We start from the raw sequence: 26,599 nt of genomic DNA on the forward strand, positions 1-26,599 counted from the left end.
GGGCCATCCGTTAACAGATCTTCTGGCTATCGTGGATAATCACATTTTTAAATGACTCCAGCGCCGGAGAGAGCCCCTTGTCTTTCATGGTCGCCAGATAGATATAGCGGGGGGGGATGGTGTTTTTAATCTTCAGGATATGGACGTTGTAATAGGAGAGCGCGGTAATGCGCGGCATAATCGCGATCCCGTAGTCAATACTCACCAGCCCGGCCATCGCCGTATCCTCATCCACATAGCAGGCGATCTCCGGCACCAGCTTTTGCTGCATAAATACATTATCGATAAACGGACGTAAGCCGCTATTTTCTGAAAAATAGATATACGGATAATGAATCGTCTCCACCAGATCGACTTCATGTTCATATAGCCGGGCCAGCGGATGATCCTTTGCCGTGACCACCACCAGTTCCTGCTGGATCACCGGAATAAAATCGATATCGGGTTCATCGGCAATATAAGAGCAGATCGCCAGATCGACTTTTCCGGCCTTCAGCTCCTGCAACAGCGTCAGCGATGTCCCTTGAGTAAAAGAAAAAGTCACATTGTGACATTCAGGTGAAAGAGAATATTTATTAATTAACTGTGGAACAACATACTCCCCCATCGTGTAAATAAAGGCGATGCGAATATTCTCTTTATTCTCAGCGCCATTTTTTTGCAATATCATGCGTCCGTTCTCCAGCGAGGCCAGCGCATCTTCAACATACGGCAAAAAACGCTTGCCGTTTTGGGTAATTTTTACGTTCCGCCCCTGTCTGGCGAATAGCGCGACCCCTAACTCCTTCTCCAGCTCCGATATCGCGTGGCTTAGCGAGGGCTGGGTGATGCACAGACTGGAGGCGGCTTCGGTGTAATGCTCAGTTTCAGACAGACGTTTAAAATAATAAAGTTGCTTTAGGTTCATTATTTTTACCCGTATAATATAAGAATAAATGCACTGACGCTAATATACCATGCAAGCTACCAATAATGCGCATGAACGGGTAAATATCGGCGTTACATCAAATATTATTTGACGAAGGGCATGAATGTGCCACAAGGCATTGCCATTCATAGATGCTACCTATAGCTCCTTGAGATATTTTTGCATATTAGAATATATGCAAAAATATTTTAAACTTTAAAGGAACTCGCTATGAGTATGTCAAACTCTCAGGAAGTCCTCACTTCCACATCGGGGGCGAAAAAAAGAAGCCGCGTACGGATAGTTATTCTGCTGCTACTCTCCGTCGGAACGATGATCAATTATCTCGACCGTACCATCCTGGGTATTGTAGCGCCACAGTTAAGCAAAGAAATCCATATCGATCCGGCGATGATGGGCATCATCTTCTCCGCCTTCGCCTGGACTTATGCGCTGGCGCAGATCCCCGGCGGGATGTTTTTAGACCGCTTTGGCAACAAACTGACCTATGCCCTGTCAATTTTCTTCTGGTCGCTGTTTACCCTGCTGCAAAGTTTCACCCTCGGCCTAAAATCCCTGCTGCTTCTGCGCCTGGGACTCGGCGTCAGCGAAGCGCCCTGCTTTCCGGCCAACAGCCGCATCGTCAGCACCTGGTTCCCTCAGCATGAGCGCGCGCGGGCAACGGCAACATATACAGTTGGTGAATATATAGGGCTGGCCGCTTTCTCGCCGCTGTTATTTTTAATTCTCGAACATCATGGCTGGAGAACGCTTTTTTTCCTCACCGGCGGATTAGGTATTTTATTTACTTTAGTGTGGTGGCGTTTTTATCATGAACCGCATGAATCGCGCACGGCTAATCAAGCGGAGCTGGAGTATATCGGCGCAAGCAGCATTAACAATAAAATCCAGAACGTTCCATTTAACTGGCGTGACGCCAGACGCCTGCTGGGCTGTCGCCAGATCCTCGGCGCCAGCCTGGGTCAGTTCGCCGGCAACACCACACTGGTCTTTTTCCTGACGTGGTTTCCCAGCTACCTCGCCAACGAGCGCCATCTTCCATGGCTGCACGTCGGCTTCTTCGCCACCTGGCCCTTCCTTGCCGCCGCGATTGGCATCCTCTTCGGCGGCTGGATCTCCGACCGGTTGTTGAAGCGAACCGGCTCCGTCAACATCAGTCGAAAGTTACCAATAATTTCCGGTTTATTGCTGTCCAGCTGTATTATCGCGGCGAATTGGGTAAGCGCCAATAGCACCGTAATTATTATCATGTCGGTGGCTTTTTTTGGCCAGGGGATGGTCGGTCTGGGCTGGACCTTAATTTCTGATATTGCCCCGGAAAATATGGCAGGCCTCACCGGCGGCATATTTAATTTCTGTGCCAATATGGCCTCGATTATCGCACCACTGATAATTGGTGTGATTATTTCCGCCACGGGTAATTTCTTTTACGCGCTGATCTACGTCGGCCTGACGGCGCTGATTGGGGTGATTGCCTACATTTTTATCATCGGCGACATTAAGCGTATCGAACTCAAGTAGGCCTGGTCGCCCCGGCGATGCCGGGGCGAGTAGTCAGATATCCTTCACCTTGCTGGTCAAAAACAGCGTCACCAGCGAAATGGCCGCGATCGTCCAGTAGACGCTGGCGTGACCATAGCTCTGGGACAGCGCCCCCTGCATCACGCCGGCAAGGATCACGCCGGTGGAAATACTGTTGGTGAACAGGGTGGTCGCCGCTCCCGCCCGTCCCGGCATTAAATCCTGGAACCACAGCATGCCTATCCCGGCGATAATGCCGATAAAGATGGCATTGAACAGCTGCAGAGCCAGCAGCGCCGTGCGACCATGAAACAGGATCAGTCCGGCATAAAACAACACGCCGGCGGCCACCGCCGCCACCATCATTTTACGTTTGCCAAAGCGCTTTACGTAGTAGCCGGCGAGGATCATCGCCGGTATCTCCAGCCCGGCGGCAGTGCCCATCAGGATCCCGGCCAGGCTGTCGGGAAGCCCGAGATCGCTGCTGATCCACAGCGGCATATCAATGATGTACATGGTGTTGCAGGTCCACATCAGGGTGGAGGCGATAAACAGCATACGCACGTTCTTGTCCTGCCAGCCGCCGGCCTGCGCTAGCGCCGCCGCCTCCTCCGAGGGCTGTTCCACACGCGGAACCGAAGGCAGTTTGATGGCAATCAGAGCGAGGCTAATGACAAAAATGCCCGCCGCAATGGAGAACATGGTGGTGAAGCCATAGTTGAGCGCCAGCATAAAGGCCAGCGGCGGGCCAATCACCCAAGCCAGCGACAGCTGGGCGCGCATGACCGAGCTGAACATCACCACTTCCCGCGCCGAGCTGTCGGCGTACTCCCGCGCCAGCGCGAAGAGCTGCGGCATGGCGGCGTTGGCAATGGATGCCAGCATCACGCCGCAGGTGATCAGCGTCAGATAGTGGCGGTTGAAGGCAAACAGCAGCGCATTACCCACCGCCATCAGACAGCAGAACATAATCAACCGCCGCCGGTCGCCGCGGCTATCGGAGCGCTTGGCCAGCCACAGGCTAACCAGGATCCCGGCGATGGCGTTTACGGTATAGAACAGGCCCACCCAGAACGGTTGCGCCCCCACTTCGCGGCTAAGAAACAAACTCAACGTCGGCGCCTGCAACGCGCCCGCCACGCCCATCATAAAAGCAACCAGCATAAAGGCGGCATAGACGCCGTTAAGCCGTCGTCCCATCGTCATCAACCACAGCATGGAATGTCCTTAACACACGCGAAGAAAACGAAAAAAGCCAGCAGAGGCATTCTGCTGGCGGGTGATTCTATACTCTATGGATTTCATGCTGCAGGACAAAACGGTTAACCATTTTGCGCCGCGCTCGCGCTGGCCCTGAAAAGGTGAGTCCCGTAGAGGCGAATCACGCAGCCAGAACATACGGCCCAGGAAACATCGACAGCGCACCTGCAGTTTGAAAAACGACGAGTATAACACCAATACTCAGTCACACATGATGTCTGCAAGTCAATGATCAGAGGTCGTTGACGTCACTCCCCACTGCATCAGTTCCCCCAGAATTTCCTGCTGTCGTCCTGCCATCAGGCGGGCCAGCCAGGACGCTTCCTGCGTCGCAGAAAAGTAGCGTTGGTAGAACGATTTTGCGGTAGACCTCATCATATTCACCTCCTCGCTTCATCGGGATTCATTATTGGCTTAATATAGGAAGTAATAAATTGCTGAGTTTTGCGCAGGAGTTCCCCTTTTATGTCTTCCGGCCGTCTGCAACAACAGTTCATTCGCCTATGGCAGTGCTGCGACGGCAAGTCGCAGGAGACCACCCTTAACGAGCTGGCGGAAATGCTGAGCTGCTCGCGCCGCCATATGCGCACCCTGCTCAATATGATGGAGTCCCGCGGCTGGCTGACCTGGGAAGCGGAGGCAGGCCGCGGCAAGCGTTCGCGGCTAACCTTTCTCTATACCGGCCTCGCCCTGCAGCAGCAACGTGCCGAAGATCTCCTTGAGCAGGATCGCATCGATCAGCTGGTGCAGTTGGTCGGCGATAAGGCTGCCGTCCGCCAGATGCTGGTCTCGCATCTCGGCCGCAGCTTCCGCCAGGGGCGGCACATCCTGCGCGTGCTCTACTACCGACCAATGAAGAATTTGCTGCCCGGTAGCGCGCTGCGGCGTTCGGAAACGCATATTGCCCGGCAGATTTTCAGCGCCCTGACGCGGGTAAATGAGGAAAATGGGGAACTGGAAGCCGATATTGCCCACCACTGGCAGCAGTTGTCGCCCACCCACTGGCGCTTTTTCCTCCGCCCGGGCATCCATTTTCACCATGGCCGTGAGCTGGAGATGGCCGATGTGATCGCCTCTCTGCAGCGCAGCAATGCCCTGCCGCTCTATTCACATATCGAACGCATCGAATCGCCCACCGCCTGGACCCTGGATATTCATCTGCGCCAGCCCGACCGCTGGCTGCCCTGGCTGCTGGGGCAGGTGCCGGCGATGGTGCTGCCGCAGGAGTGGCAGACCATGAACCACTTTTCCTCCATGCCGGTCGGCACCGGCCCCTATGCCGTGGTGCGTAACAACCAGAATCAGCTCAAGATCCATGCCTTTGAGGACTATTTTGGCTACCGGGCGCTGATCGATGAGGTGAACGTCTGGGTGCTGCCGGAGATTAGCGAAGAGCCCAACGGCGGCCTGACGCTGCAGGGCAATACCGAAAGCGAAAAAGCGGTGGAGAGTCGCCTGGAAGAGGGCTGCTATTACCTGCTGTTCGACTCGCGAAGCCCGCTGGGGGCCAACGACGCGGTGCGCCGCTGGCTAAGCTATCTGTTTCAGCCCGCCAACCTGCTCTACCATGCGGGCGAACACTACCAGGGCAACTGGTTTCCCGCCTACGGCCTGCTGCCGCGCTGGCATCACGCCAGCAACCACGCCTGCGAGAAGCCGGCGGGGCTGGAGACAGTCACCCTTACCTACTACCGCGATCACGTCGAACATCGGGTGATCGGCGGGATCATGCGCGACCTGCTGACGGCGCATCAGGTAAAGCTGGAGATCCAGGAGCTGGAGTACGATGCCTGGCATCGCGGCGAGGTGGTCAGCGATATCTGGCTCAACAGCGTGAACTTCACCTTACCGATCGAATTTTCGCTCTTCGCCTATCTGTACGAAGTCCCGCTGATTCAGCGCTGCATTCCCATTGACTGGCAGGCAGACGCCTGCCGCTGGCGAGCAGGAGAGTTTAATCCGGCCACCTGGAGCCAGCGGCTGCTGGCCGGGCAACATATCGTGCCGCTGATCCACCACTGGCTGATGATTCAGGGTCAGCGCAGTATGCGCGGCGTGAGGATGAATACCCTCGGCTGGTTCGATTTTAAATCCGCATGGTTTGCGCCGCCGGAGCCGTAAGCGCTTTCCGTCATCTGACAAAATCATTACACTAAGGCCGTTCTCAACGGGGTGCTAATAAACATACGCAATATCATTCAAGTTGCATCAAGGCAGCAAGCGGGTGAATCCCCTGGAGCATAGATAACTATGTGACTGGGGTGAACGCGCGAAGCTAACGCAGATGCGGCTTGAAGGATGAAGCGCATGGGCTGAGAAAATACCCGTCGAACCTGATCCGGATAACGCCGGCGAAGGGATTTGAGGCTCACTCAAAATCCTTTGCCACCCCTTTTTTCTGAGGTGCAAAGTGTTGAAAAAATTACTCCCGCTGCTGGCGCTGGTCGCCATGCCCGCTTTGGCTAAGCCTGTTCTTACCGTCTATACCTATGACTCCTTCTCTGCCGACTGGGGCCCCGGCCCGGCGGTCAAAAAAGCCTTTGAAGCGGAGTGCGGCTGCGAGCTGAAGTTCGTCGCGCTGGAAGATGGCGTTTCGCTACTGAATCGCCTGCGCATGGAAGGCAAAAACAGCAAGGCCGACGTTGTGCTTGGCCTTGATAACAACCTGCTGGAAGCCGCGGCGCAGAGTAAACTGTTTGCCAAAAGCAACGTACCCGCCAGCGCGGTCAGCGTGCCGGGCGGCTGGGATAATGACACCTTTGTTCCCTACGACTACGGCTATTTCGCCTTCGTCTATGACAAAAACAAACTGGCTAATCCACCGAAGAGCCTGAAAGAGCTGGTCGAGGGCCCGCAAAAATGGCGGGTCATCTATGAAGATCCGCGTACCAGCACCCCGGGACTGGGCCTGCTGCTGTGGATGCAAAAGGTCTATGGCGATCAAGCGCCCGAGGCCTGGCAGAAGCTGGCCGCGAAAACCGTTACCGTCACCAAAGGCTGGAGCGAAGCCTATGGCCTGTTCCTGAAAGGGGAAAGCGACCTGGTGTTGAGCTATACCACCTCGCCGGCCTACCACATGATTGAAGAGAAGAAAGACAACTATGCGGCGGCGAGCTTCGCCGAGGGCCACTATCTGCAGGTCGAAGTTGCCGCGCGTACCGCCGCCAGCAAGCAGCCGGAACTGGCGGAAAAATTCCTCAAATTTATGGTATCTCCTGGCTTCCAGAACGCCATCCCTACCGGCAACTGGATGTATCCGGTGACCCAGGTCACCCTGCCGGCCGGGTTTGATACCCTGGTGAAGCCGCAGACCACCCTGTCCTTTACCCCGCAGCAGGTCGCTAGCGAGCGTCAAACCTGGATTAGCGCATGGCAACGCGCCGTCAGCCGCTAAACCTTCGCGGGCTGATGCCGGGCCTGTTCGCCGCTACGCTGCTGTGCGCTGTCGCGCTGGCGGCGTTTCTGGCGCTGTGGTTTAGCGCCCCCGGCGCGGGCTGGCAATCGGTCTTCAGCGATAGCTACCTGTGGCATGTGGTCCGCTTCTCCTTCTGGCAGGCGTCGCTGTCAGCGCTGATCTCGGTGGGACCAGCCATCTTTCTCGCCCGCGCGCTTTATCGGCGTCGCTTCCCGGGCCGTACGCTGCTGCTGCGCCTGTGCGCGATGACCCTGATCCTGCCGGTGCTGGTGGCGGTGTTCGGTATCCTCAGCGTCTATGGCCGCCAGGGCTGGCTGGCCTCACTATTTCACGCGCTCGGCTGGCAATGGGAGTTCTCGCCCTACGGTCTGCAGGGCATCCTGCTGGCGCACGTCTTTTTCAATATGCCGATGGCGACCCGCCTGCTGCTGCAGGCGCTGGAGAACATTCCCGGCGAGCAGCGGCAAATTGCCGCCCAGCTTGGCATGCGCGGCTATGCCTTCTTCCGCCTCGTCGAATGGCCGTGGCTGCGCCGGCACATTCCCGCCGTCGCCGCGCTGATTTTTATGCTCTGCTTCGCCAGCTTCGCCACCGTGCTCTCGCTGGGCGGCGGCCCGAAAGCCACCACGATCGAGTTGGCTATCTACCAGGCGCTGAGCTTTGACTACGATCCGGCGCGAGCGGCAATGCTGGCGCTGATCCAGATGCTCTGCTGCCTTGGGCTGGTGCTGCTTAGCCAGCGTCTGAGTAAAGCCGTCGCCATCGGCGTCAGCCATGTGCGCGGCTGGCGCGACCCTGACGATCGCCTGCATAGCCGCCTGAGCGACGGGTTGCTGATCGGCGCCGCCCTGCTGCTGCTGCTCCCGCCGCTGCTGGCGGTCATCGTCGACGGGATCAACCGTAATATGCTGGACGTGCTGGCGCAGCCAGCGCTCTGGCAGGCATTGAGCACCTCTCTACGCATCGCCATCGCCGCCGGGCTATTGAGCGTGACCCTGACGATGATGCTGTTATGGAGCAGCCGGGAGCTGCGCGCTCGCCAGCGGCCGTTGGCCGGGCAGGCAATGGAGCTGAGCGGCATGCTGATCCTTGCGATGCCGGGAATTGTGCTGGCGACCGGCTTCTTCCTGCTGCTCAATAACACTATCGGCCTGCCGGAGTCCGCCGACGGCATCGTCATCTTCACTAATGCCCTGATGGCGATCCCCTATGCGCTGAAAGTACTGGAAAACCCGATGCGCGACATTGCCGCCCGCTACAGCATGCTGTGCCAGTCGCTGGGTATTGAAGGCTTTGCCCGGCTGCGGGTGGTCGAGCTTCGCGCTCTCCGGCGCCCGCTGGCCCAGGCGCTCGCCTTCGCCTGCGTACTGTCGATTGGCGATTTCGGCGTGGTGGCGCTGTTCGGCAACGAGGCGTTCCGCACCCTGCCTTTCTATCTATACCAGCAGATAGGCGCCTACCGCAGCCAGGACGGGGCCGTCACCGCCCTGCTCCTGCTGCTGCTCTGTTTCTTGTTGTTTACGCTGATTGAAAAACTTCCGGGGCGTGATGCTAAAACTCAATGATGTGACCTGGCTATACCAGCATCTGCCGATGCGCTTCACCCTCGACGTCGCGCGCGGGGAGCGCATCGCGGTGCTCGGTCCCAGCGGCGCCGGAAAGAGCACCCTGCTGAATCTAATCGCCGGGTTTCTGCCGCCCGCCAGCGGCAGCCTGCTGATTAACGGCGAGGCGCATAACGCGACGCCGCCGGCGCAGCGTCCGGTCTCGATGTTGTTTCAGGAGAATAACCTGTTTAACCATCTGACCATTCGACAAAATATCAGCCTCGGGATCCACCCAGGCCTTAAACTGAGCCGCGAGCAGCAGGCGCAGGTCACGGCGATAGCTGGACAGATGGGAATTGATGCGCTGCTGGAACGTCTGCCCGGCGAGCTCTCCGGCGGTCAGCGGCAGCGCGCGGCGCTGGCCCGCTGTCTGGTGCGCCAGCAGCCGGTGCTGCTGCTGGATGAACCCTTCTCGGCGCTCGATCCGGCGCTGCGCCAGGAGATGCTGTCCCTGGTCGCCGATGTCTGCGAGCAGCAGCAGCTCACCCTGCTGATGGTCTCCCACAGCGTAGAGGACGCCGCGCGCATCGCGCCGCGCTCGATGGTGGTCGCCGAAGGGCGCATTGTCTGGGATGGCGCCACCGCCGAGCTGTTAAGCGGCCACAGCAGCGCCTCGCATTTGATGGGGATCAGCGCGCGATGACTTTGTGCAGGATCGCCAGATAGACCGGCATCAGCGGATGGCGGAAGACAAATGTTAACGCTGTAGCCGCCAGCGCGACCATCAGAGGCGACAGCCACAGCAGTCGGCCGCGCGGCAGCCAGCGGGTCAGCCGATCGCCTGAGGTTTTCGCGCTCCGCCACAGCCGCCAGCACAGCCATCCCGCCAGCCAGGCCAGCAGCGCCGCCCCCAATAGCAGCCATTTAAAGCTGGCGCTGTTTTCATCAGCCGGAATATCAATCGCCGCCCCGGCGAGAATGCCCGGAAGGAAATAGAGCGGCGGCCAGAGCAGGCAGCCGATAATATTCGGTAGCACGAACTTGGCCACCGGCAGGTCGAGCATCCCGGCGACCATTGGCACCAGCGGACGCGTCGGTCCGACAAAGCGGCCAATCAGAATGGTGATCATGCTGTGCTGATGCAGCGCATGCTCGGTTTTCTCCAGCAGGGCGCGGTTTTTCTTCATAAACGACCAGCGGTGCAACGGCTTCTTAAAGCGCCAGCCGAGCCAGAATGAGATCCAGTCGCCCAGCAGGCAGCCGACAATCCCCGCCAGCCACGCCTGCCAGAAGTTAACTTCGCCGCCGCCGATGAGCGCCCCAAGGCCAGCCATCATCACCGTGCCGGGTAAGATAAGCCCCACCAGCGCCAGCGACTCGAGAAAGGCCACCAGCATCACGGCTAACAATGAGTAGACCGTGGATTGGGTAATAAAGTGTTCGAGCAATGCTTGCATAATGTACCCGGTTAAAAAACGAAGCCCGGATTCTCCGAAGCCATCGCGCCGTCGTCAAGCCATCAATTGTCTTAATAGTTTACTGGCTGTGACATTTAAGCGGGTCATCATTTCACTTTCTTTACTTTTTATTCACAACCCGCGCGGAATTCGCTCGGGCTGGCCCCGGTGCATTTTTTAAACACGCGGGAAAAATAGAGCTGATCTTCGAAGCCGACGTTGCGCCCAACGGTGGCGATCGGCATCCGCGTGGTGCTGAGCAACAGTTTGGCCTGGCTGATGCGCTGATCCTCCCGCCAGCCGAGGACGCTGACCCCCAGCTGCTGGCGGAACAGGTGCGACAGACGCGAGGGCGACAGGCAGACGTGCTGGGCGACGCTGGCGATATCAAAATGGCTGTCCGCCAGATGGTCGCTGATGTACTGGCAGGCGTCGCGCACCCGGTTGTCCAGCGGCGGATGCAGCGATTCGTTGATCGCCTCCATCCGCCGCAGCAGCAGCTGTTCCAGCAGGTTTATCGCCAACAGTTCGGAATAGCGCCCCGCCCCCTGCCCGGCATCAACGATCTGGCCGAACAGCTCGCCAAAGCGCGCCTGCCACTGTTCATCCGGACGGAAAAAGCCGGTCTGGGCAAAAATCGTTGGCCAGTTGAGCCACTCGTGCCAGTAGGCGCGCGGGCGGAAGTAGACCCACTGGTGATACCACTCGCTGGCGTCGGGATGGCGGCCATAGTGATGAATTTCCCCGGGCGGGAACAGCAGCATATCGCCCGGCCGGCAGACAAACTGTTCGCCGTGGTTGTTGATCACCCCCTCGCCGCGAATCGTCAGATTGAGAATATAGCCTTTCATACCCAGCGGGCGGTCGATAAAGAAATCCAGGTATCCCTGCGCCTCAATCGGCGTCAGGCCGGTGACCAGATGAGCGTTAAAAGAGTAGCCCGGCAGCAGCGGATCGTTTTGCGTTTCGGCCATACGCGTGGTTCTCCCCGAAGGTATCAGTGGCACCAATTGTCCATATTCATCATTTTATCGCTCTCGGCCCTGTCGCGACTGCGACGGCGGTGGGAATTTGGCGAAAAACCCGCACAGCAAGCGAAAAAAGCGCCAGTAGCGTGCATTCCACCGTGATATGCCGGGTAACAAAAGTGTCTATAAATACGGCAGAAAAGTCCACATCGAATATTTGCACGGCGTCACACTTTGCAAGGTAACAGCAAAATAATCCATAAGATTAGCGAATCCGGCCTGACGGATTTTGCCGGGGATATCTACTGTTGCTGCATGAATGATTTCTGCATGGAGTAACAAGATGGCAATTGCGATTGGCCTCGACTTTGGTAGTGACTCAGTCCGCGCTCTGGCGGTGGAATGCGCGTCCGGCGCAGAGCTGGCGACCAGCGTGGAGTGGTATCCGCGCTGGCGGGAAGGACAGTATTGCGATGGCGCTAACAACCGCTTCCGCCATCACCCGCGAGATTACATCGAGTCCATGGAAGCGGCGCTGAAAAGCGTGCTCGCTTCGCTGAGCGCCGAACAGCGCGCCGACGTCGTGGGCATTGGCGTCGACAGCACCGGCTCAACTCCGGCTCCCGTCGATGCCGAGGGCAACGTGCTGGCGCTGCGCGAAGAATTCGCTGACAACCCTAACGCCATGTTTGTCCTGTGGAAGGATCACACCGCGGTCGAGGAAGCCGAGGCGATCACCCGCCTGTGCCACCAGCCGGGCAAAGAGGATTACTCGCGCTATATCGGCGGGATCTACTCCAGCGAATGGTTCTGGGCCAAAATCCTCCACGTCACCCGCGAAGATAGCGCCGTCGCCCAGGCAGCCGCCTCGTGGGTAGAGCTCTGCGACTGGGTGCCCGCCCTGCTCTCCGGTACTACGCGTCCGCAGGATCTGCGCCGCGGCCGCTGCAGCGCCGGACATAAATCGCTGTGGCATGAGAGCTGGGGCGGTCTGCCGCCGGCCAGCTTCTTCGATGAGCTTGATCCCATCATCAACCAGCATCTGGCCTGGCCGCTGTTCACCGATACCTGGACGGCCGATGTGCCGGTCGGCACGCTGAGCGCAGAGTGGGCCCAGCGCCTGGGTCTGTCACAGAGTGTGGCCATCTCCGGCGGCGCCTTCGACTGCCACATGGGCGCCGTTGGCGCCGGCGCGCAGCCTAACGCGCTGGTGAAAGTCATCGGCACCTCCACCTGCGACATTCTGATCGCCGATAAAGAGAGCGTCGGCGAGCGCACGGTCAAAGGCATCTGCGGCCAGGTCGACGGCAGCGTGGTTCCACACTTTATCGGCATGGAGGCAGGCCAGTCCGCCTTCGGCGATATTTACGCCTGGTTTGGCCGCATTCTCGGCTGGCCGCTGGAGCAGCTGGCTCAGCAGCAGCCGGCGTTGCGCGAGCAAATCAAAGCCAGCCAAAAACAGTTACTGCCGGCGCTCACCGAAGCCTGGGCCAACAATCCATCGCTGGAGCATCTGCCGGTGGTGCTCGACTGGTTCAACGGCCGCCGCACGCCGAATGCCAACCAGCGCCTGAAAGGGGTGATCACCGACCTTAACCTGGCCACCGACGCGCCGGCGCTGTTCGGCGGTCTGATCGCCGCCACCGCCTTCGGCGCTCGCGCCATTATGGAGTGCTTCACCGAGCAGGGGATCCCGGTTAACAACGTCATGGCGCTTGGCGGTATCGCGCGGAAAAACCAGGTCATCATGCAGGCCTGCTGCGACGTGCTGAACCGTCCGCTGCAGATTGTCGCCTCCGATCAGTGCTGCGCGCTGGGGGCGGCTATCTTCGCCGCCGTCGCCGCCGGCGTCTATGAGGATATTCCAGCCGCCCAACAGCGGATGGCAAGCCAGGTGGAAACTACCCTGCAGCCGCGTCCGGCGCAGGCACAGCGTTTCGAACAACTCTATCAGCGCTACCAGCAATGGTCGGTCAGCGCGGAACAACACTATCTCCCTTCGGCTGCAAAGGCGGAAAAAGCCCCGCAATCTCAGGCAGCGCTCACCCATTAAGGATACGAAAATGACGATTTTTGATAACTATGAAGTATGGTTCGTTATTGGCAGCCAACATCTGTACGGCCCGGAAGCCCTGCGCCAGGTGACGAAGCATGCCGAACATGTGGTGAACAGCCTGAATGCGGAAGCCAAACTGCCGTGCAAACTGGTCCTTAAGCCGCTGGGCACCACCCCGGACGAGATCACCCATATCTGCCGCGACGCCAACTACGATGACAAATGCGCCGGGTTAGTGGTCTGGCTGCATACCTTCTCGCCGGCAAAAATGTGGATCAACGGCCTGACCATCCTCAATAAGCCGCTGCTGCAGTTCCATACTCAGTACAACGCCGCGCTGCCGTGGGACAGCATTGATATGGACTTTATGAACCTGAACCAGACCGCGCACGGCGGCCGCGAGTTCGGCTTCATCGGCGCCCGCATGCGCCAACAGCACAGCGTGGTCACCGGCCACTGGCAGGATAAAGAGGCCCACCAGCGTATCGGCGGCTGGATGCGTCAGGCGGTCTCCAAACAGGATACCCGTCATCTGAAAGTGTGCCGTTTCGGCGATAACATGCGCGAAGTGGCGGTGACCGACGGCGATAAAGTCGCCGCGCAGATTAAGTTTGGCTTCTCGGTGAACACCTGGGCGGTCGGCGATCTGGTGCAGGTGGTGAACAGCATCAGCGACGGCGATATCAGCGCCCTGGTCGATGAATATGAGAGCAGCTACCGTCTGACCCCGGCGGCGCAGGTTCACGGCGAGAAGCGCCAGAACGTGCTGGACGCCGCGCGCATTGAGCTGGGGATGAAACGCTTCCTCGAACAGGGCGGTTTCCACGCCTTTACCACCACCTTTGAAGATCTCCACGGCCTGAAACAGCTCCCGGGTCTCGCCGTACAGCGCCTGATGCAGCAGGGCTACGGCTTTGCCGGCGAGGGCGACTGGAAAACCGCCGCTCTGCTTCGCATCATGAAGGTGATGTCAACTGGTCTGCAGGGCGGCACCTCCTTTATGGAGGATTACACCTACCACTTCGACAATGGTAACGATCTGGTGCTCGGCTCGCACATGCTGGAAGTGTGCCCGACGATCGCCACCGCCGAGAAACCGATCCTCGACGTTCAGCCGCTGGGCATCGGCGGCAAAGCGGATCCAGCGCGCCTGATCTTCAATACTCAAACCGGCCCGGCGATCGTCGCCAGCCTGATCGACCTGGGAGACCGCTTCCGTCTGCTGGTCAATACCATCGAAACCGTCCCAACGCCGCACGATCTGCCGAAGCTGCCGGTGGCCAACGCCCTGTGGAAAGCGCAGCCGGATCTGCGTACCGCGTCGGAAGCCTGGATCATCGCCGGCGGCGCGCACCATACCGTCTTCAGCCATGCGCTGAACCTCGACGATATGCGCCAGTTCGCCGAGCTGCATGATATCGAGCTGACCGTCATCGACAACGATACCCGTCTGCCGTCCTTCAAGGACGCGCTGCGCTGGAATGAAGTGTATTACGGTTCAAAACGCTAAGAGGCCGTCCCCTCACCCTTCCCCTCTCCCCGTTGGGGAGAGGGGACCGACCGGGCGCCATGCCGCCTTTCTCCCTCTCCCGCCGGGAGAGGGTCGGGGTGAGGGATACCCGACTCGCCTGCTATTCGGAGCACACTATGTTAGAAGATCTTAAACGCCAGGTGCTGGAAGCTAACCTGGCTCTGCCAAAGCATAATCTGGTGACCTTAACCTGGGGCAACGTCAGCGCCGTCGACCGCGAGAAAGGGGTGTTCGTGATCAAACCCTCCGGTGTGGATTACCGCGTGATGACCGCCGACGATATGGTGGTGGTCAGTCTGGAGAGCGGCGAAGTGGTAGAGGGTAATAAAAAGCCCTCGTCGGATACCCCGACCCATCGCCTGCTGTATCAGGCCTTCCCGACGCTGGGCGGCATTGTGCATACCCATTCGCGCCACGCCACCATCTGGGCGCAGGCCGGGCAATCTATTCCCGCGACCGGCACTACCCATGCCGACTACTTTTATGGCCCGGTGCCCTGCACCAGGTTAATGACCGATGCGGAGATCAACGGCGACTATGAGTGGGAAACCGGCAACGTGATTGTCGAAACCTTCCGCCAGCAGGGAATCGACCCGGCGCAGATGCCCGGCGTGCTGGTCCATTCCCACGGCCCGTTCGCCTGGGGCAAGAACGCCGAAGACGCGGTGCATAACGCCATCGTGCTGGAAGAGATCGCCTATATGGGGATTTTCTGCCGCCAGCTGGCGCCGCAGCTGCCGGCTATGCAGCAGACCCTGCTGGATAAGCACTATCTGCGTAAGCACGGGGCCAAAGCCTACTACGGCCAATAATCACCCTGCTCGCGCTGCGCTTAGCAGGGCCAGGGCTCTGCGCCATCTGGTAGCCTGGATAAGGCGCAAGCCGCAATCCGGGGCAACATTAGCGCCGAACACCTGTATAAAACCCCAGCACCCTTCATGAAACCAGGCTATAATCAGGCCTGGTTTTTTATCGGCGAGAATACCCGTGACCCAGCCACGAGCAGGATTTTTACTCACCCGTCACTGGCGGGACACTCCGCAGGGCACCGAGCTCTCCTTCTGGCTGGCCACCGACGACGGTCCGCTGCAGGTCACCCTCCCGCCGCAGGAGTCCGTCGCCTTTATTCCCGAAGCGCAGCGGGCGCAGGCTGAACGGCTGCTGCAGGGGGAGAAAGGGCTCCGCTTCGCCCCGCTGGCCCTGAAAGATTTCCACCGTCAGCCAATTGTTGGCCTCTACTGCCGCGCCCATCGCCAGTTGATGCGTCTGGAGAAGATGCTCCGCGACAGCGGCGTCACCGTTTACGAAGGCGATATCCGCCCGCCGGAGCGCTATCTGATGGAGCGCTTTATCACCGCCCCGGTGTGGGTGGAAGGCGAAACGCGCGGCTCGCAGCTGGTCAACGCGCGCATGAAGCCGAACCCTGACTATCGTCCGCCGCTGAAATGGGTGTCGCTGGATATCGAAACCAGCCGCCACGGCGAGCTGTACTGCATCGGTCTGGAAGGCTGCGGCCAGCGGGTGGTCTACATGCTGGGCCCCGAACCGGAAACGCCGCCAGACGTCGACTTCGAGCTGGTCTTCACCGCCAGCCGTCCCCTGCTGCTGGAAAAGCTCAACGCCTGGTTTGCCGAACACGACCCCGACGTGCTGATCGGCTGGAACGTAGTGCAGTTCGATCTGCGCGTTCTGCAAAAGCACGCCGAACGCTATCGCATCCCGCTGCGGCTCGGCCGCGGCAACAGCGAGCTGGAGTGGCGTGAGCACGGCTTTAAGAACGGCGTCTTTTTCGCCCAGGCCAACGGGCGGCTGATTATCGACGGCATCGACGCGCTAAAATCGGCGTTCTGGAATTTCTCCTCCTTTTCGCTGGAGGCGGTGGCCCGCGAGCTGCTGGGAGAAGGCAAAGCCATCGACAACCCATGGGATCGGATGGATGAGATCGATCGCCGCTTTCATGAAGACAAACCGGCGCTGGCCATCTATAACCTGCAGGATTGCGAGCTGGTGACGCGGATCTTCCACAAAACGGAGATCATGCCGTTTTTGCTCGAACGGGCGACGGTCAACGGTCTGCCCGCCGACCGCCACGGCGGCTCGGTCGCCGCCTTCAGCCATCTCTATTTCCCGCGCATGCACCGCCTGGGCTACGTGGCGCCGAATCTCGGCGACGTACCGCCGCAGGCGAGCCCCGGCGGCTACGTGATGGACTCCCGCCCCGGCCTGTATGACTCGGTGCTGGTGCTGGACTATAAAAGCCTGTATCCGTCGATTATTCGTACCTTTTTAATCGATCCGGTCGGCCTGGTTGAAGGGCTGGCGCAACCCGATGACCAGCACAGTATCGAGGGCTTCCTCGGCGCCCGCTTCTCGCGAGATAAGCACTGCCTGCCGGGGATTGTCAGCCAGATCTGGCACGGACGGGATGAAGCCAAACGCCAGCACAATAAGCCGCTCTCCCAGGCGCTCAAGATCATTATGAACGCCTTTTACGGCGTGCTGGGGACCAGCGCCTGCCGCTTCTTCGACCCGCGTCTCGCCTCGTCGATCACCATGCGCGGCCATGCGATCATGCGCCAGACCAAAGCGTTAATTGAAGCCAAAGGCTATGACGTTATCTACGGCGATACCGACTCCACCTTCGTCTGGCTTAAGCGCCCGCACAGCGAAGCCCAGGCGGCGGAGATCGGCCGCGAGCTGGTCAGCGATGTCAACGCCTGGTGGGCGCAGGAGCTTAGCAAAAGCCAGCTTACCAGCGCCCTGGAGCTGGAGTATGAAACCCACTTCTGCCGCTTTTTAATGCCGACGATCCGCGGCGCCGATACCGGCAGCAAGAAGCGCTATGCCGGGATGATTCAGGAGGGCGATGCCCAGCGCATGGTGTTTAAGGGGCTGGAAACGGTGCGTACCGACTGGACGCCGCTGGCCCAGCAGTTTCAACAGGAGTTATACCTGCGCATCTTCCGCAACCAGCCGTATCAGGATTATGTGCGGGAGACTATCGCCAGGCTGATGAACGGCGAGCTCGACGAACAGCTGGTTTATCGCAAACGCCTGCGCCGGCCGCTGGCGGAGTATCAGCGCAACGTACCGCCGCACGTGCGCGCCGCCCGGCTTGCCGATGAACACAACCTGAAGCTTGGGCGGGCGCAGCAGTATCAGCAGCGCGGCACCATCAAATACGTCTGGACCACCAGCGGCCCGGAGCCGGTGGATTACCAGCAGTCGCCGCTCGATTACGATCACTATTTAACAAAGCAGTTGCAGCCGGTGGCGGAAGGGATCCTGCCCTTCGTCAACGATGACTTTGCTACAATAGTGACAGGACAGTTGGGGCTATTTTGATTTTTTGTCACCCATTCCACGGGCACGAAAGCCTAAAAATGAAGCGTGAGGAGAACGTGACGAACGTTCTGCCATCCAGTAATATAGCGCCCTTTCCATTCCTGGCCCCAATTTTGACGCATCTCCGATTGTTAATGGAGATGATCAACTATTGCCTGCAATTAAAGAACTAAAGAGCCGAACATATATGCCTTTTACACTTGGTCAACGCTGGATTAGCGACACAGAGAGCGAACTAGGATTAGGGACGGTGGTAGCGCTGGATGCGCGCATGGTCACTCTCCTTTTCCCCGCCATCGGCGAAAACCGTCTGTACTCTCGCAACGATTCCCCGATCACCCGCGTAATGTTTAACCCGGGCGACACCATCACCAGCCATGAAGGCTGGCAGCTCCACGTTGACAAAGTGAATGAAGAGAACGGGCTGCTGTCCTACACTGGCACCCGCCTGGACACCCAGGAAACGAACGTCACCCTGCGTGAAGTGCTGCTCGACAGCAAACTGGTATTCAGCAAACCGCAGGACCGCCTGTTCGCCGGCCAAATCGACCGCATGGATCGCTTTGCCCTGCGCTACCGCGCGCGCAAGTTCCAGAGCGAACAGTACCGCATGCCGTGGAGCGGCCTGCGCGGCCAGCGCACCAGCCTGATCCCGCACCAGCTGCATATTGCCCACGATGTGGGCCGTCGTCACGCGCCGCGCGTCCTGCTGGCCGATGAAGTGGGCTTAGGTAAAACCATTGAAGCCGGGATGATCCTGCACCAGCAGCTGCTCTCCGGCGCCGCAGAGCGCGTGCTGATCGTGGTCCCGGAAACCCTCCAGCACCAGTGGCTGGTGGAGATGCTGCGCCGTTTCAACCTGCGTTTCTCGCTGTTCGACGACGAGCGCTACGCCGAAGCGCAGCACGATGCCTACAATCCGTTCGAAACCGAACAGCTGGTGATCTGCTCTTTAGACTTCGTGCGTCGCAGCAAGCAGCGCCTGGAGCACCTGTGCGACGCCGAGTGGGACCTGATGGTGGTCGACGAAGCGCACCACCTGGTGTGGAGCGAAGAGGCGCCGAGCCGTGAATATCAGGCTATTGAACAGCTGGCTGAGCGCGTGCCGGGTATCCTGCTGCTGACCGCGACGCCGGAACAGCTGGGAATGGAGAGCCATTTTGCGCGCCTGCGTCTGTTGGATCCGAACCGCTTCCACGATTTTGAACAGTTTGTCGAAGAACAGCAGAACTACCGTCCGGTGGCCGACGCCGTCGCGCTGCTGCTGGCGGGCAACAAGCTGAGCGATAGCGAACTCAATACCCTGGGCGATCTGATCGGCGAGCAGGATATCGAGCCGCTGCTGCAGGCCGCCAACAGCGATCGCGAAGATGCCCAGGCCGCGCGCCAGGAGCTGATCTCGATGCTGATGGACCGCCACGGCACCAGCCGCGTGCTGTTCCGTAATACCCGTAACGGCGTCAAAGGTTTCCCGAAACGCGAGCTGCACACCATTCGTCTGCCGCTGCCGACCCAGTACCAGACGGCCATCAAAGTGTCCGGCATTATGGGCGCGCGCAAAACCGCGGAAGAGCGCGCGCGCGACATGCTCTATCCGGAGCAGATCTATCAGGAATTTGAAGGTGATACCGGTACCTGGTGGAACTTCGACCCGCGCGTCGAGTGGCTGATGGGTTACCTGACCAGCCATCGCTCGCAGAAGGTGCTGGTAATCTGCGCTAAGGCCGCCACCGCCCTGCAGCTGGAACAGGTGCTGCGCGAGCGCGAAGGCATCCGCGCCGCGGTGTTCCATGAAGGGATGTCGATTATCGAACGCGACCGCGCCGCGGCGTGGTTTGCTGAAGAAGACACCGGCGCCCAGGTGCTGCTGTGCTCCGAGATCGGCTCCGAAGGACGCAACTTCCAGTTCGCCAGCAACCTGGTGATGTTCGACCTGCCGTTTAACCCGGATCTGCTGGAGCAGCGTATCGGTCGTCTCGACCGTATCGGCCAGGCGCACGATATCCAGATCCACGTTCCGTACCTGGAAAAAACCGCGCAGTCGGTGCTGGTGCGCTGGTATCACGAAGGGCTCGACGCCTTCGAACATACCTGCCCGACCGGTCGCACCGTCTACGACAGCGTGCACGATGAACTGATCAACTATCTTGCGGCGCCGGAATCCATCGACGGCTTTGACGATCTGATCAAATCCTGCCGCCAACAGCATGATGCCCTGAAGGCGCAGCTGGAGCAGGGCCGCGACCGTCTGCTGGAGATCCACTCCAACGGCGGCGAGAAAGCCCAGGCCCTGGCGGAGAGCATCGAAGAGCAGGATGACGACACCAGCCTGATCGCTTTCTCGATGAACCTGTTCGATATCGTCGGCATCAACCAGGACGACCGCGGTGAAAACCTGATCGTCCTCACCCCTTCCGACCATATGCTGGTGCCGGATTTCCCGGGCCTGCCGGAAGACGGTTGCACCATCACCTTCGAACGTGACGTGGCGCTGTCGCGTGAAGATGCGCAATTTATTACCTGGGAACACCCGCTGATACGCAACGGTCTGGACCTGATCCTTTCCGGCGATACCGGCAGCAGCACCATTTCGCTGCTGAAGAACAAGGCGCTGCCGGTCGGCACCCTGCTGCTGGAGCTGATCTATGTCGTCGAAGCGCAGGCGCCGAAGCAGCTGCAGCTCAACCGCTTCCTGCCGGCGACCCCGGTTCGCATGCTGCTGGATAAAAACGGCAACAACCTCGCCGCGCAGGTGGAGTTCGAAAGCTTCAACCGCCAGCTGAGCGCGGTCAACCGCCATACCGGTAGCAAGCTGGTCAATGCGGTGCAGCAGGACGTTCACGCGATTCTGCAGCAGGGTGAAGCGCAGATCGCCAAAGCGGCGCAGGGGCTGATCGACGCGGCGCGTAACGAAGCCGATGAAAAGCTGACGGCGGAGCTGTCGCGTCTGGAAGCGCTGAAGGCGGTGAACCCGAACATCCGTGACGACGAACTGGCGGCGATCGAAAGCAACCGTCAGCAGGTGATGGATGCGCTGGCGCAGGCCGGATGGCGTCTGGACGCGCTGCGTCTGATCGTCGTCACTCACCAGTAACGGAACGCGAACATGGCGATGGAAAACTACAATCCGCCGCAGGATCCCTGGCTGGTGATCCTGTATCAGGATGAGCACATCATGGTGGTCAACAAGCCGAGCGGCTTGTTGTCCGTCCCCGGTCGTCTTGAGGAGCATAAAGACAGCGTGATGACGCGCATTCAGCGCGACTTCCCGCAGGCCGAATCGGTGCATCGCCTGGATATGGCCACCAGCGGCGTGATTGTGGTGGCGCTGAATAAAGCCGCCGAGCGTGAACTGAAGCGTCAGTTCCGCGAGCGCGAGCCGAAGAAGCAGTACGTCGCCCGCGTCTGGGGCCATCCGCAGCCGGCGGAAGGCCTCGTGGATTTACCGCTGATTTGCGACTGGCCGAACCGGCCAAAGCAGAAGGTGTGCTATGAAACCGGCAAAGCGGCGCAAACCGAATATGAGGTGCTGGAGTACGCAGAAGATAACACCGCCCGCGTGCGCCTGAAGCCGATTACCGGACGGTCGCACCAGCTGCGCGTGCATATGCTGGCGCTGGGGCATCCGATCCTTGGCGACCGCTTCTATGCCACGCCGGAGGCGCTGGCGATGGCCCCGCGCCTGCTGCTGCACGCCGAGACGCTCACCATCACCCATCCTGCCTACGGCAACGCGATGACCTTTCGCGCGCCGATCGACTTTTAACGCTCATACTTCGAGTTGCATGCGGGTTGGCTGCGTGCAACTCGGATTAGTGAGGATACAGAAAACAATCCCGATTAATCGCGGGCGAACCACGCGTCAATCATCTGCTCAACGCGGGCGACGACGAGATCGGTGTCGTGACGACGGCTGCGCGCACAGGCGTGCGCCGGCTCATCGCACAGCAGGCAGCGGCGCTGCGATTCGCCCAGCGACTGGCGTCCCACCAGCCCGTTCTGCGGACAGATTACATCGATATCCCACAGGCGTCCCAGCGGATGGCTCTGCTCCAGCGTACTGCACATCGCTTTGATTTCGCTGGCCGGATGCGCTACGCACCACAGCGCTTCTGGCCCGGTCGGCAGCCATAGCACCTGACGATCCAGCGTTTGCCAGCGGTGCTTCCACAGCAGCTGATCGCAGGCCTGGAGGGCAACGCCCATCATATTGCGATAGCGAATGCTGTCCTTCACCGCCCCCGGGGTCACCAGGGTCAGGGAAATAACAGGCTGCTGATAATGGGCCAACCAGTCGGCCTGGCGGGCTGCACGCTGCTCTTTCGCCGCCAGCAATGCGTCGATGCTGACGCCCGCCTGGGCGGGAGTATCCACTGACATTAATTCCTCTCCTACATATGATAAATACGACAGCGCCTGGACTGTCATGATGATGGTTGCGATAGCCGATCGCGCGCTGATTGTAACGCTAAATGCGGAGCATTTAGGATACAGAACGCAGATATTTTCGGCGTTCTGTAGCGGAAAATAGCAGATTTATCGCTGAGCGTAGCGTTATATCACGCCAGATAATGGCTGAGGAACAGCAACCCCAGCGAGACATTTATCGCCCCGCCGATGCGGGTAGCGATCTGCGCGAACGGCATCAGGCTCATGCGGTTGCCGGCGGTCAGGATCGCCACATCGCCGGTGCCGCCCTGCCCGCTCTGGCAACAGGAAACAATCGCCACATCGATCGGGTGCATCCCTATCTTTTTACCAACCAGGAAACCGGTCGCCACTAGCGCGGAGACGGTACTGACGATCACCAGCAGGTTGGTTAAAGTGAAGGCGTTTACCAGTTCCTGCCACGGGGTGATCGCCACGCCGACGGCAAAGAGGATCGGGTAGGTGACCGCGGTGCGGAAGAATTTATACACCATCTGCGACCCCTCCTGCAGACGCGGAGACACCACGTTAGCCAGCTTTAACAGCACCGCGAGGAACAGCATGCCTACCGGCGCCGGCAGACCAATCAGTTTGTGGCCGAGCATCCCCATCATATACAGCAGTACCGCCAGCAGCGCGCCGGAGGCGAGGGTCCCAACGTCGGTCTTACCGCTCACGCCTTCGCTCTCGCTGAGGCTGCGGGTTTCATGGCTGCGGTTCGGCATCAGTTGCCCTTCGCCGGTCAGATGCGGGAAGCGCTTGCCGAGCTGGTTGAGGCAGCCGGAGATGACGATCGCCGTCAGGCTGCCAAGCATCACCATCGGCAATACCCGGCCCAGGGCCACGCCCTGCTCCATATGCATCAGCGCGGCATAACCCATTGACAGCGGGATCGCCCCCTCTCCCACGCCGCCGGCCATAATCGGCAGCACGATAAAGAAGAACACCTGGAACGGCTCCATGCCCAGCAGCGTGCCGACGCCGATGCCCACCAGCATGCCGACCACTTCGCCGCACAGCATCGGGAAGAAGATCTTCAGAAAGCCCTGAATCAGCGTGGTGCGGTTCATACTCATGATGCTGCCGACAATGATGCAGCAGATATAGAGATAGAGGATGTTAGTGGATTTATAGAATTTGGTCGTGGATTCAATAACCACGTCAGGCAGCAGACCATAGTGGACCAGCGCGGAAGGAATAAAGGTGGCGCAGATCGCCGCCGCACCGAGTTTCCCCAGCACCGGGAGGCGTTTACCAAACTCGCCGCAGGCGAAGCCAAAGAAAGCCAGGGTGGCCACCATCACCACGATATCGCTCGGCAGTTTGCCGCCAAGGCAGTCGAGGGCAATCAGTCCTCCGGCCAGCAGAAACAGCGGCAGCGGGACGATCCCCACCTTCCAGTTATCCATAATATGCCACCAGCGCTGCTTGAGCGTGGTTTTCGGCGTATCGATCGGTTCAAGGGTTGCAGAGAATGCATTGTCTGTGGTGCTCATAAATTCAGCCCTGTCGTTATTATTCATTTTCAGCGTAAAGGGACAGCGGCGTCGTTAATGTGAAGCTTCCCAGATTAAAAAAGAAGTTTTAATGGTCACTATGGTTTTTATGGTTTTTATTCGCTGAACTGCCCGGGAGTGATATATCTCTGATTTATGACTGTGGTTTTTATGGTTTTTATTTCCCGCCGGCCGCCTATTTCCGCCGCGACCGCTGGCGGCAGCCCGCGCCTGCGCCGCTGATCACAACTTTCCCTTAACATTTACGTCACGTGACAGAAAAATGATAGAGTGCCGCTATGGTTAATACGTCGTCCGGGGCCTATGAAATTATCTTTTCAATATAAGCTGTTTATTTCTCTGGTCGCTTTTTTCTCGGTCCTTTTTATCGCGCTGGGCATTTATTATTATTTTGACGCCAGCCGCCAGCTTTATCAGGAGATGAGCGCCCGGGCCAAAATACAGGCCGAAGAGATAGCCCTGATGCCGAATTTACGTCAACAGGTCAGCCGGCACGACCCACAGGCGATTCAGGCGTTTATGCAGCAAATCGCCGCCCATAGCGACGCCAGCTTTATCGTCATCGGCGACCGTCAGGGAGTTCATCTGTTTCATTCCGTCCATCCGGAGTGGGTTGGCACCCGACTGGTCGGCGGCGACAACCAGGCGGTACTGGAAGGGAAATCCATCACCACCATTCGCAAAGGCGGCCTCGGGGTCTCGCTGCGCAGCAAAACGCCCATCGTTGATGACGCAGGGCGAGTGATCGGTATTGTCTCCGTCGGCTACCTCACCAGCTATCTCGACAGCATTACTCTGACTAAAGTGATCAATATTTTTATCGCCGCCGTCCTGCTGCTCATCGCCCTGTTTATCTTCTCCTGGTACTTTACCCGCAGTATCAAGAAGCAGATTTTTTCGCTCGAGCCGCGGGAAATTGGCCTGCTGGTTCGCCAGCAAAAGGCGATGATGGAGTCGATCTTTGAGGGGGTGATCGTCATCGATCGCCAGCGGCGTATTGAGGTGATAAACCATGCCGCCCGCAGCCTGCTGGGGCTCAGCCAGCCCGCCCGCCAGCTGCGCGGTCAGTCGATCGACAGCGTCATTTCGCCGCAGCCCTTTTTCGCCAGCGGCGACATGCTCGAACGCGATACCCACGATGAGCTATGCCGCTTCAACCAGTTGACCGTGCTCGCCAGTCGGGTGCGCATTATGCTGGAGAATACCCTGCAGGGCTGGGTGATCACATTCCGTGACCGCAATGAAATCAATGCCCTCACCGCCCAGCTGAGCCAGGTGAAGCGCTATGTCGACAATCTGCGCATCATGCGCCACGAGCAGCTCAACCGGATGACTACCCTCTCCGGCCTGCTGCATATGGGCCATTATGACGAAGCGATCCGCTATATTCAGGCCCAGTCGGAACATGCTCAGGAGCTACTGGACTTTATCTCCTCGCACTTCCACTCGCCGACGCTATGCGGTCTGCTGCTCGGCAAAGCCACCCGCGCCCGCGAAAAAGGCGTGGCGCTGAGCTTCGACCCGGCCTGCCGCATCGACCGCCCCCTGCCGTCGCTAATGGAATCCGAGTTGATCTCCATCATCGGCAACCTGCTGGATAACGCCATCGAAGCCACGCAGCGTGCCGAGCTGCCGCATGAGCCGGTTGAAGTCCTGATCCAGCTCAACGCCCGGGAGTTGATTATCGAAGTGGCCGACCGCGGCGTCGGCATCCGCCCCGATATCCGCGAGCGCATTTTTGAACGCGGCGTCACCACCAAAACCCGTGGCGATCACGGCATTGGTCTGTATCTTATTGAACATTATGTCACTCAGGCGGGCGGCACCATCGAAGTCGCCGATAACGCGCCGCGGGGAACGATCTTCACCCTATTTATCCCGGCCGACGCGCACGCCTGTCCGCAACCGGAGGCCCACTGATGCATCATGACCTGGTCGATGTGCTAATCATTGAAGATGAGAGCGAACTGGCGCGCCTGCACGCCGAGCTTGTGCAAAAACACCCGCGACTGCGGCTGGCAGGCATGGCGGCCTCCCTCGCCCAGGCGCGGCAGCTGCTTCACGCCACGCCGCCGCAGCTGGTGCTGCTGGATAACTATTTACCGGACGGCAAAGGCGTCACGCTGATGACCGACCCGGCGCTGGCGACCAGCCAATGCTCGGTGATCTTTATCACCGCCGCCAGCGATATGGAAACCTGCAGCCAGGCCATCCGCAACGGCGCCTTCGACTATATCCTTAAGCCGGTATCATGGAAGCGGCTGAGCCAGTCGCTGGAGCGCTTTATCCAGTTCTACGATCAGCAACGAGAGTGGAAAATCGTCGATCAGCAAAACGTCGATTCCCTCTATCAACTGCAGGCGAAGAACTATCGCGTGGATAGCGGCAGCAAGGGGATTGAAGAGAAAACGCTGGCGCTGGTGCAGGGACTGTTTAGCGACCGGGAAGCGCACTGTTTTTCCGTTGATGAAGTGGTCAGCGCCGCCGGGCTCAGCAAAACCACCGCCCGTCGCTATCTGGAGCACGGCGTTGAGACCGGTTTTCTGGAAGTGGAGATGCTGTACGGAAAAATTGGCCATCCGCGGCGGCTGTATCGCCGCGCTAAGGTCAAAAGTTAAAACCCCTC

20 protein-coding genes and 1 riboswitch are annotated in these 26,599 nt (G+C 59.1%); of the genes, 13 read left to right on the plus strand and 7 right to left on the minus strand.

The window, feature by feature from the left end; translation table 11 throughout:
- Positions 1–10 precede the first annotated feature (10 nt).
- A complete protein-coding gene (locus KHQ23_RS03920; protein ID WP_032435575.1) occupies positions 11–907 on the minus strand; it encodes a LysR family transcriptional regulator in 897 nt (298 codons plus the stop codon).
- A 231-nt stretch (positions 908–1,138) separates the two neighbouring features.
- Here KHQ23_RS03920 and KHQ23_RS03925 point away from each other — a divergent pair, with 231 nt between their 5' ends.
- The gene (locus KHQ23_RS03925) at positions 1,139–2,449 is read left to right on the plus strand and encodes an MFS transporter (RefSeq protein ID WP_023287246.1); all 1,311 of its coding nucleotides are present in this window, start codon (positions 1,139–1,141) and stop codon (positions 2,447–2,449) included.
- A gap of 33 nt (positions 2,450–2,482) precedes the next feature.
- On the opposite strand, the gene KHQ23_RS03930 is transcribed toward KHQ23_RS03925, so the two are convergent.
- Both KHQ23_RS03930 and sgrT read right to left on the minus strand, forming a co-directional pair.
- The gene (locus KHQ23_RS03930; RefSeq protein ID WP_004147046.1) at positions 2,483–3,667 is read right to left on the minus strand and encodes a sugar efflux transporter; all 1,185 of its coding nucleotides are present in this window, start codon (positions 3,665–3,667) and stop codon (positions 2,483–2,485) included.
- 267 nt (positions 3,668–3,934) lie between these two features.
- Positions 3,935–4,087 carry a glucose uptake inhibitor SgrT gene (gene sgrT, locus KHQ23_RS03935; protein ID WP_002888448.1) on the minus strand — a complete coding sequence of 51 codons (153 nt, stop codon included), beginning with the start codon at positions 4,085–4,087 and terminating at the stop codon, positions 3,935–3,937.
- Between the two features lie 87 nt (positions 4,088–4,174).
- On the opposite strand from sgrT, the gene sgrR reads away from it, so the two are divergent.
- The 4 genes from sgrR to thiQ all read left to right on the plus strand — a co-directional run bounded on the left by sgrR (position 4,175) and on the right by thiQ (position 9,374).
- Positions 4,175–5,830, plus strand: a complete 1,656-nt coding sequence (sgrR, locus tag KHQ23_RS03940) for an HTH-type transcriptional regulator SgrR (protein WP_002888446.1) — start codon at positions 4,175–4,177, stop codon at positions 5,828–5,830.
- Positions 5,831–5,867: 37 nt separating this feature from the next.
- Positions 5,868–6,087, plus strand: a riboswitch (TPP riboswitch).
- A 32-nt stretch (positions 6,088–6,119) separates the two neighbouring features.
- Positions 6,120–7,103: a thiamine ABC transporter substrate binding subunit gene (gene thiB, locus KHQ23_RS03945; protein WP_002888444.1), complete on the plus strand. Its 984-nt coding sequence runs from the start codon at positions 6,120–6,122 to the stop codon at positions 7,101–7,103.
- Positions 7,079–8,689, plus strand: a complete 1,611-nt coding sequence (gene thiP / locus KHQ23_RS03950; RefSeq protein WP_004147039.1) for a thiamine/thiamine pyrophosphate ABC transporter permease ThiP — start codon at positions 7,079–7,081, stop codon at positions 8,687–8,689. Before thiB ends, thiP begins: the two co-directional genes overlap by 25 nt.
- Positions 8,673–9,374: a thiamine ABC transporter ATP-binding protein ThiQ gene (thiQ, locus tag KHQ23_RS03955; RefSeq protein WP_004145970.1), complete on the plus strand. Its 702-nt coding sequence runs from the start codon at positions 8,673–8,675 to the stop codon at positions 9,372–9,374. The genes thiP and thiQ overlap by 17 nt, the downstream gene beginning before the upstream one ends.
- On the opposite strand, the gene KHQ23_RS03960 is transcribed toward thiQ, so the two are convergent.
- Entirely contained in the window at positions 9,361–10,128 is a 768-nt protein-coding gene (locus tag KHQ23_RS03960) for a DedA family protein (protein WP_002888373.1), read from the minus strand. The two genes, thiQ and KHQ23_RS03960, sit on opposite strands and share 14 nt — an antisense overlap.
- Before the next feature lie 128 nt (positions 10,129–10,256).
- Positions 10,257–11,102 (minus strand): arabinose operon transcriptional regulator AraC, encoded by an 846-nt coding sequence (gene araC, locus KHQ23_RS03965; RefSeq protein WP_004145972.1) that lies wholly within the window; start codon positions 11,100–11,102, stop codon positions 10,257–10,259.
- Between the two features lie 337 nt (positions 11,103–11,439).
- Here araC and araB point away from each other — a divergent pair, with 337 nt between their 5' ends.
- From araB to rluA, 6 genes are all read left to right on the plus strand, one after another.
- Positions 11,440–13,149, plus strand: coding sequence for a ribulokinase (gene araB / locus KHQ23_RS03970; protein WP_004177423.1), 1,710 nt, complete (start codon positions 11,440–11,442; stop codon positions 13,147–13,149).
- 10 nt (positions 13,150–13,159) lie between these two features.
- Positions 13,160–14,662 (plus strand): L-arabinose isomerase, encoded by a 1,503-nt coding sequence (gene araA / locus KHQ23_RS03975; RefSeq protein ID WP_004177424.1) that lies wholly within the window; start codon positions 13,160–13,162, stop codon positions 14,660–14,662.
- A gap of 137 nt (positions 14,663–14,799) precedes the next feature.
- Positions 14,800–15,495, plus strand: coding sequence for an L-ribulose-5-phosphate 4-epimerase (araD, locus tag KHQ23_RS03980; RefSeq protein WP_002888353.1), 696 nt, complete (start codon positions 14,800–14,802; stop codon positions 15,493–15,495).
- A gap of 175 nt (positions 15,496–15,670) precedes the next feature.
- Positions 15,671–18,028 carry a DNA polymerase II gene (gene polB / locus KHQ23_RS03985; RefSeq protein ID WP_020317174.1) on the plus strand — a complete coding sequence of 786 codons (2,358 nt, stop codon included), beginning with the start codon at positions 15,671–15,673 and terminating at the stop codon, positions 18,026–18,028.
- Positions 18,029–18,215: 187 nt separating this feature from the next.
- Positions 18,216–21,122 (plus strand): RNA polymerase-associated protein RapA, encoded by a 2,907-nt coding sequence (gene rapA / locus KHQ23_RS03990; protein ID WP_023287243.1) that lies wholly within the window; start codon positions 18,216–18,218, stop codon positions 21,120–21,122.
- A 12-nt stretch (positions 21,123–21,134) separates the two neighbouring features.
- Positions 21,135–21,794 carry a bifunctional tRNA pseudouridine(32) synthase/23S rRNA pseudouridine(746) synthase RluA gene (gene rluA / locus KHQ23_RS03995; RefSeq protein WP_002888348.1) on the plus strand — a complete coding sequence of 220 codons (660 nt, stop codon included), beginning with the start codon at positions 21,135–21,137 and terminating at the stop codon, positions 21,792–21,794.
- Between the two features lie 74 nt (positions 21,795–21,868).
- Here the strand turns inward: rluA and citX are convergent, their stop codons facing one another.
- Both citX and KHQ23_RS04005 read right to left on the minus strand, forming a co-directional pair.
- A complete protein-coding gene (gene citX, locus KHQ23_RS04000; protein WP_002888347.1) occupies positions 21,869–22,408 on the minus strand; it encodes a citrate lyase holo-[acyl-carrier protein] synthase in 540 nt (179 codons plus the stop codon).
- A gap of 179 nt (positions 22,409–22,587) precedes the next feature.
- On the minus strand, positions 22,588–23,952 hold the full coding sequence (locus KHQ23_RS04005) for a 2-hydroxycarboxylate transporter family protein (protein ID WP_002888345.1): 1,365 nt from the start codon (positions 23,950–23,952) through the stop codon (positions 22,588–22,590).
- A gap of 324 nt (positions 23,953–24,276) precedes the next feature.
- Here KHQ23_RS04005 and KHQ23_RS04010 point away from each other — a divergent pair, with 324 nt between their 5' ends.
- Together KHQ23_RS04010 and KHQ23_RS04015 are read left to right on the plus strand one after the other, a co-directional pair.
- Positions 24,277–25,893: a sensor histidine kinase gene (locus KHQ23_RS04010; protein WP_038991584.1), complete on the plus strand. Its 1,617-nt coding sequence runs from the start codon at positions 24,277–24,279 to the stop codon at positions 25,891–25,893.
- On the plus strand, positions 25,893–26,591 hold the full coding sequence (locus KHQ23_RS04015; protein ID WP_002888337.1) for a response regulator: 699 nt from the start codon (positions 25,893–25,895) through the stop codon (positions 26,589–26,591). Before KHQ23_RS04010 ends, KHQ23_RS04015 begins: the two co-directional genes overlap by 1 nt.
- Positions 26,592–26,599: the final 8 nt, after the last annotated feature.

Origin of the sequence: Klebsiella sp. 64 (assembly GCF_018223915.1) — a bacterium.
Classification (GTDB): Bacteria; Pseudomonadota; Gammaproteobacteria; order Enterobacterales; family Enterobacteriaceae; genus Klebsiella; species Klebsiella pneumoniae.

Bases quoted from the DNA above. Each gene is read 5' to 3' on its own strand.
- KHQ23_RS03920 (WP_032435575.1), bottom strand. From the start codon at position 907: ATGAACCTAAAGCAACTTTATTATTTTAAACGTCTGTCTGAAACTGAG.
- KHQ23_RS03925 (WP_023287246.1), top strand. From the start codon at position 1,139: ATGAGTATGTCAAACTCTCAGGAAGTCCTCACTTCCACATCGGGGGCG.
- KHQ23_RS03930 (WP_004147046.1), bottom strand. From the start codon at position 3,667: ATGCTGTGGTTGATGACGATGGGACGACGGCTTAACGGCGTCTATGCC.
- sgrT (WP_002888448.1), bottom strand. From the start codon at position 4,087: ATGATGAGGTCTACCGCAAAATCGTTCTACCAACGCTACTTTTCTGCG.
- sgrR (WP_002888446.1), top strand. From the start codon at position 4,175: ATGTCTTCCGGCCGTCTGCAACAACAGTTCATTCGCCTATGGCAGTGC.
- thiP (WP_004147039.1), top strand. From the start codon at position 7,079: ATGGCAACGCGCCGTCAGCCGCTAAACCTTCGCGGGCTGATGCCGGGC.
- thiQ (WP_004145970.1), top strand. From the start codon at position 8,673: ATGCTAAAACTCAATGATGTGACCTGGCTATACCAGCATCTGCCGATG.
- KHQ23_RS03960 (WP_002888373.1), bottom strand. From the start codon at position 10,128: ATGCAAGCATTGCTCGAACACTTTATTACCCAATCCACGGTCTACTCA.
- araC (WP_004145972.1), bottom strand. From the start codon at position 11,102: ATGGCCGAAACGCAAAACGATCCGCTGCTGCCGGGCTACTCTTTTAAC.
- araB (WP_004177423.1), top strand. From the start codon at position 11,440: ATGGCAATTGCGATTGGCCTCGACTTTGGTAGTGACTCAGTCCGCGCT.
- araA (WP_004177424.1), top strand. From the start codon at position 13,160: ATGACGATTTTTGATAACTATGAAGTATGGTTCGTTATTGGCAGCCAA.
- araD (WP_002888353.1), top strand. From the start codon at position 14,800: ATGTTAGAAGATCTTAAACGCCAGGTGCTGGAAGCTAACCTGGCTCTG.
- rapA (WP_023287243.1), top strand. From the start codon at position 18,216: ATGCCTTTTACACTTGGTCAACGCTGGATTAGCGACACAGAGAGCGAA.
- rluA (WP_002888348.1), top strand. From the start codon at position 21,135: ATGGCGATGGAAAACTACAATCCGCCGCAGGATCCCTGGCTGGTGATC.
- citX (WP_002888347.1), bottom strand. From the start codon at position 22,408: ATGTCAGTGGATACTCCCGCCCAGGCGGGCGTCAGCATCGACGCATTG.
- KHQ23_RS04005 (WP_002888345.1), bottom strand. From the start codon at position 23,952: ATGAGCACCACAGACAATGCATTCTCTGCAACCCTTGAACCGATCGAT.
- KHQ23_RS04010 (WP_038991584.1), top strand. From the start codon at position 24,277: ATGAAATTATCTTTTCAATATAAGCTGTTTATTTCTCTGGTCGCTTTT.
- KHQ23_RS04015 (WP_002888337.1), top strand. From the start codon at position 25,893: ATGCATCATGACCTGGTCGATGTGCTAATCATTGAAGATGAGAGCGAA.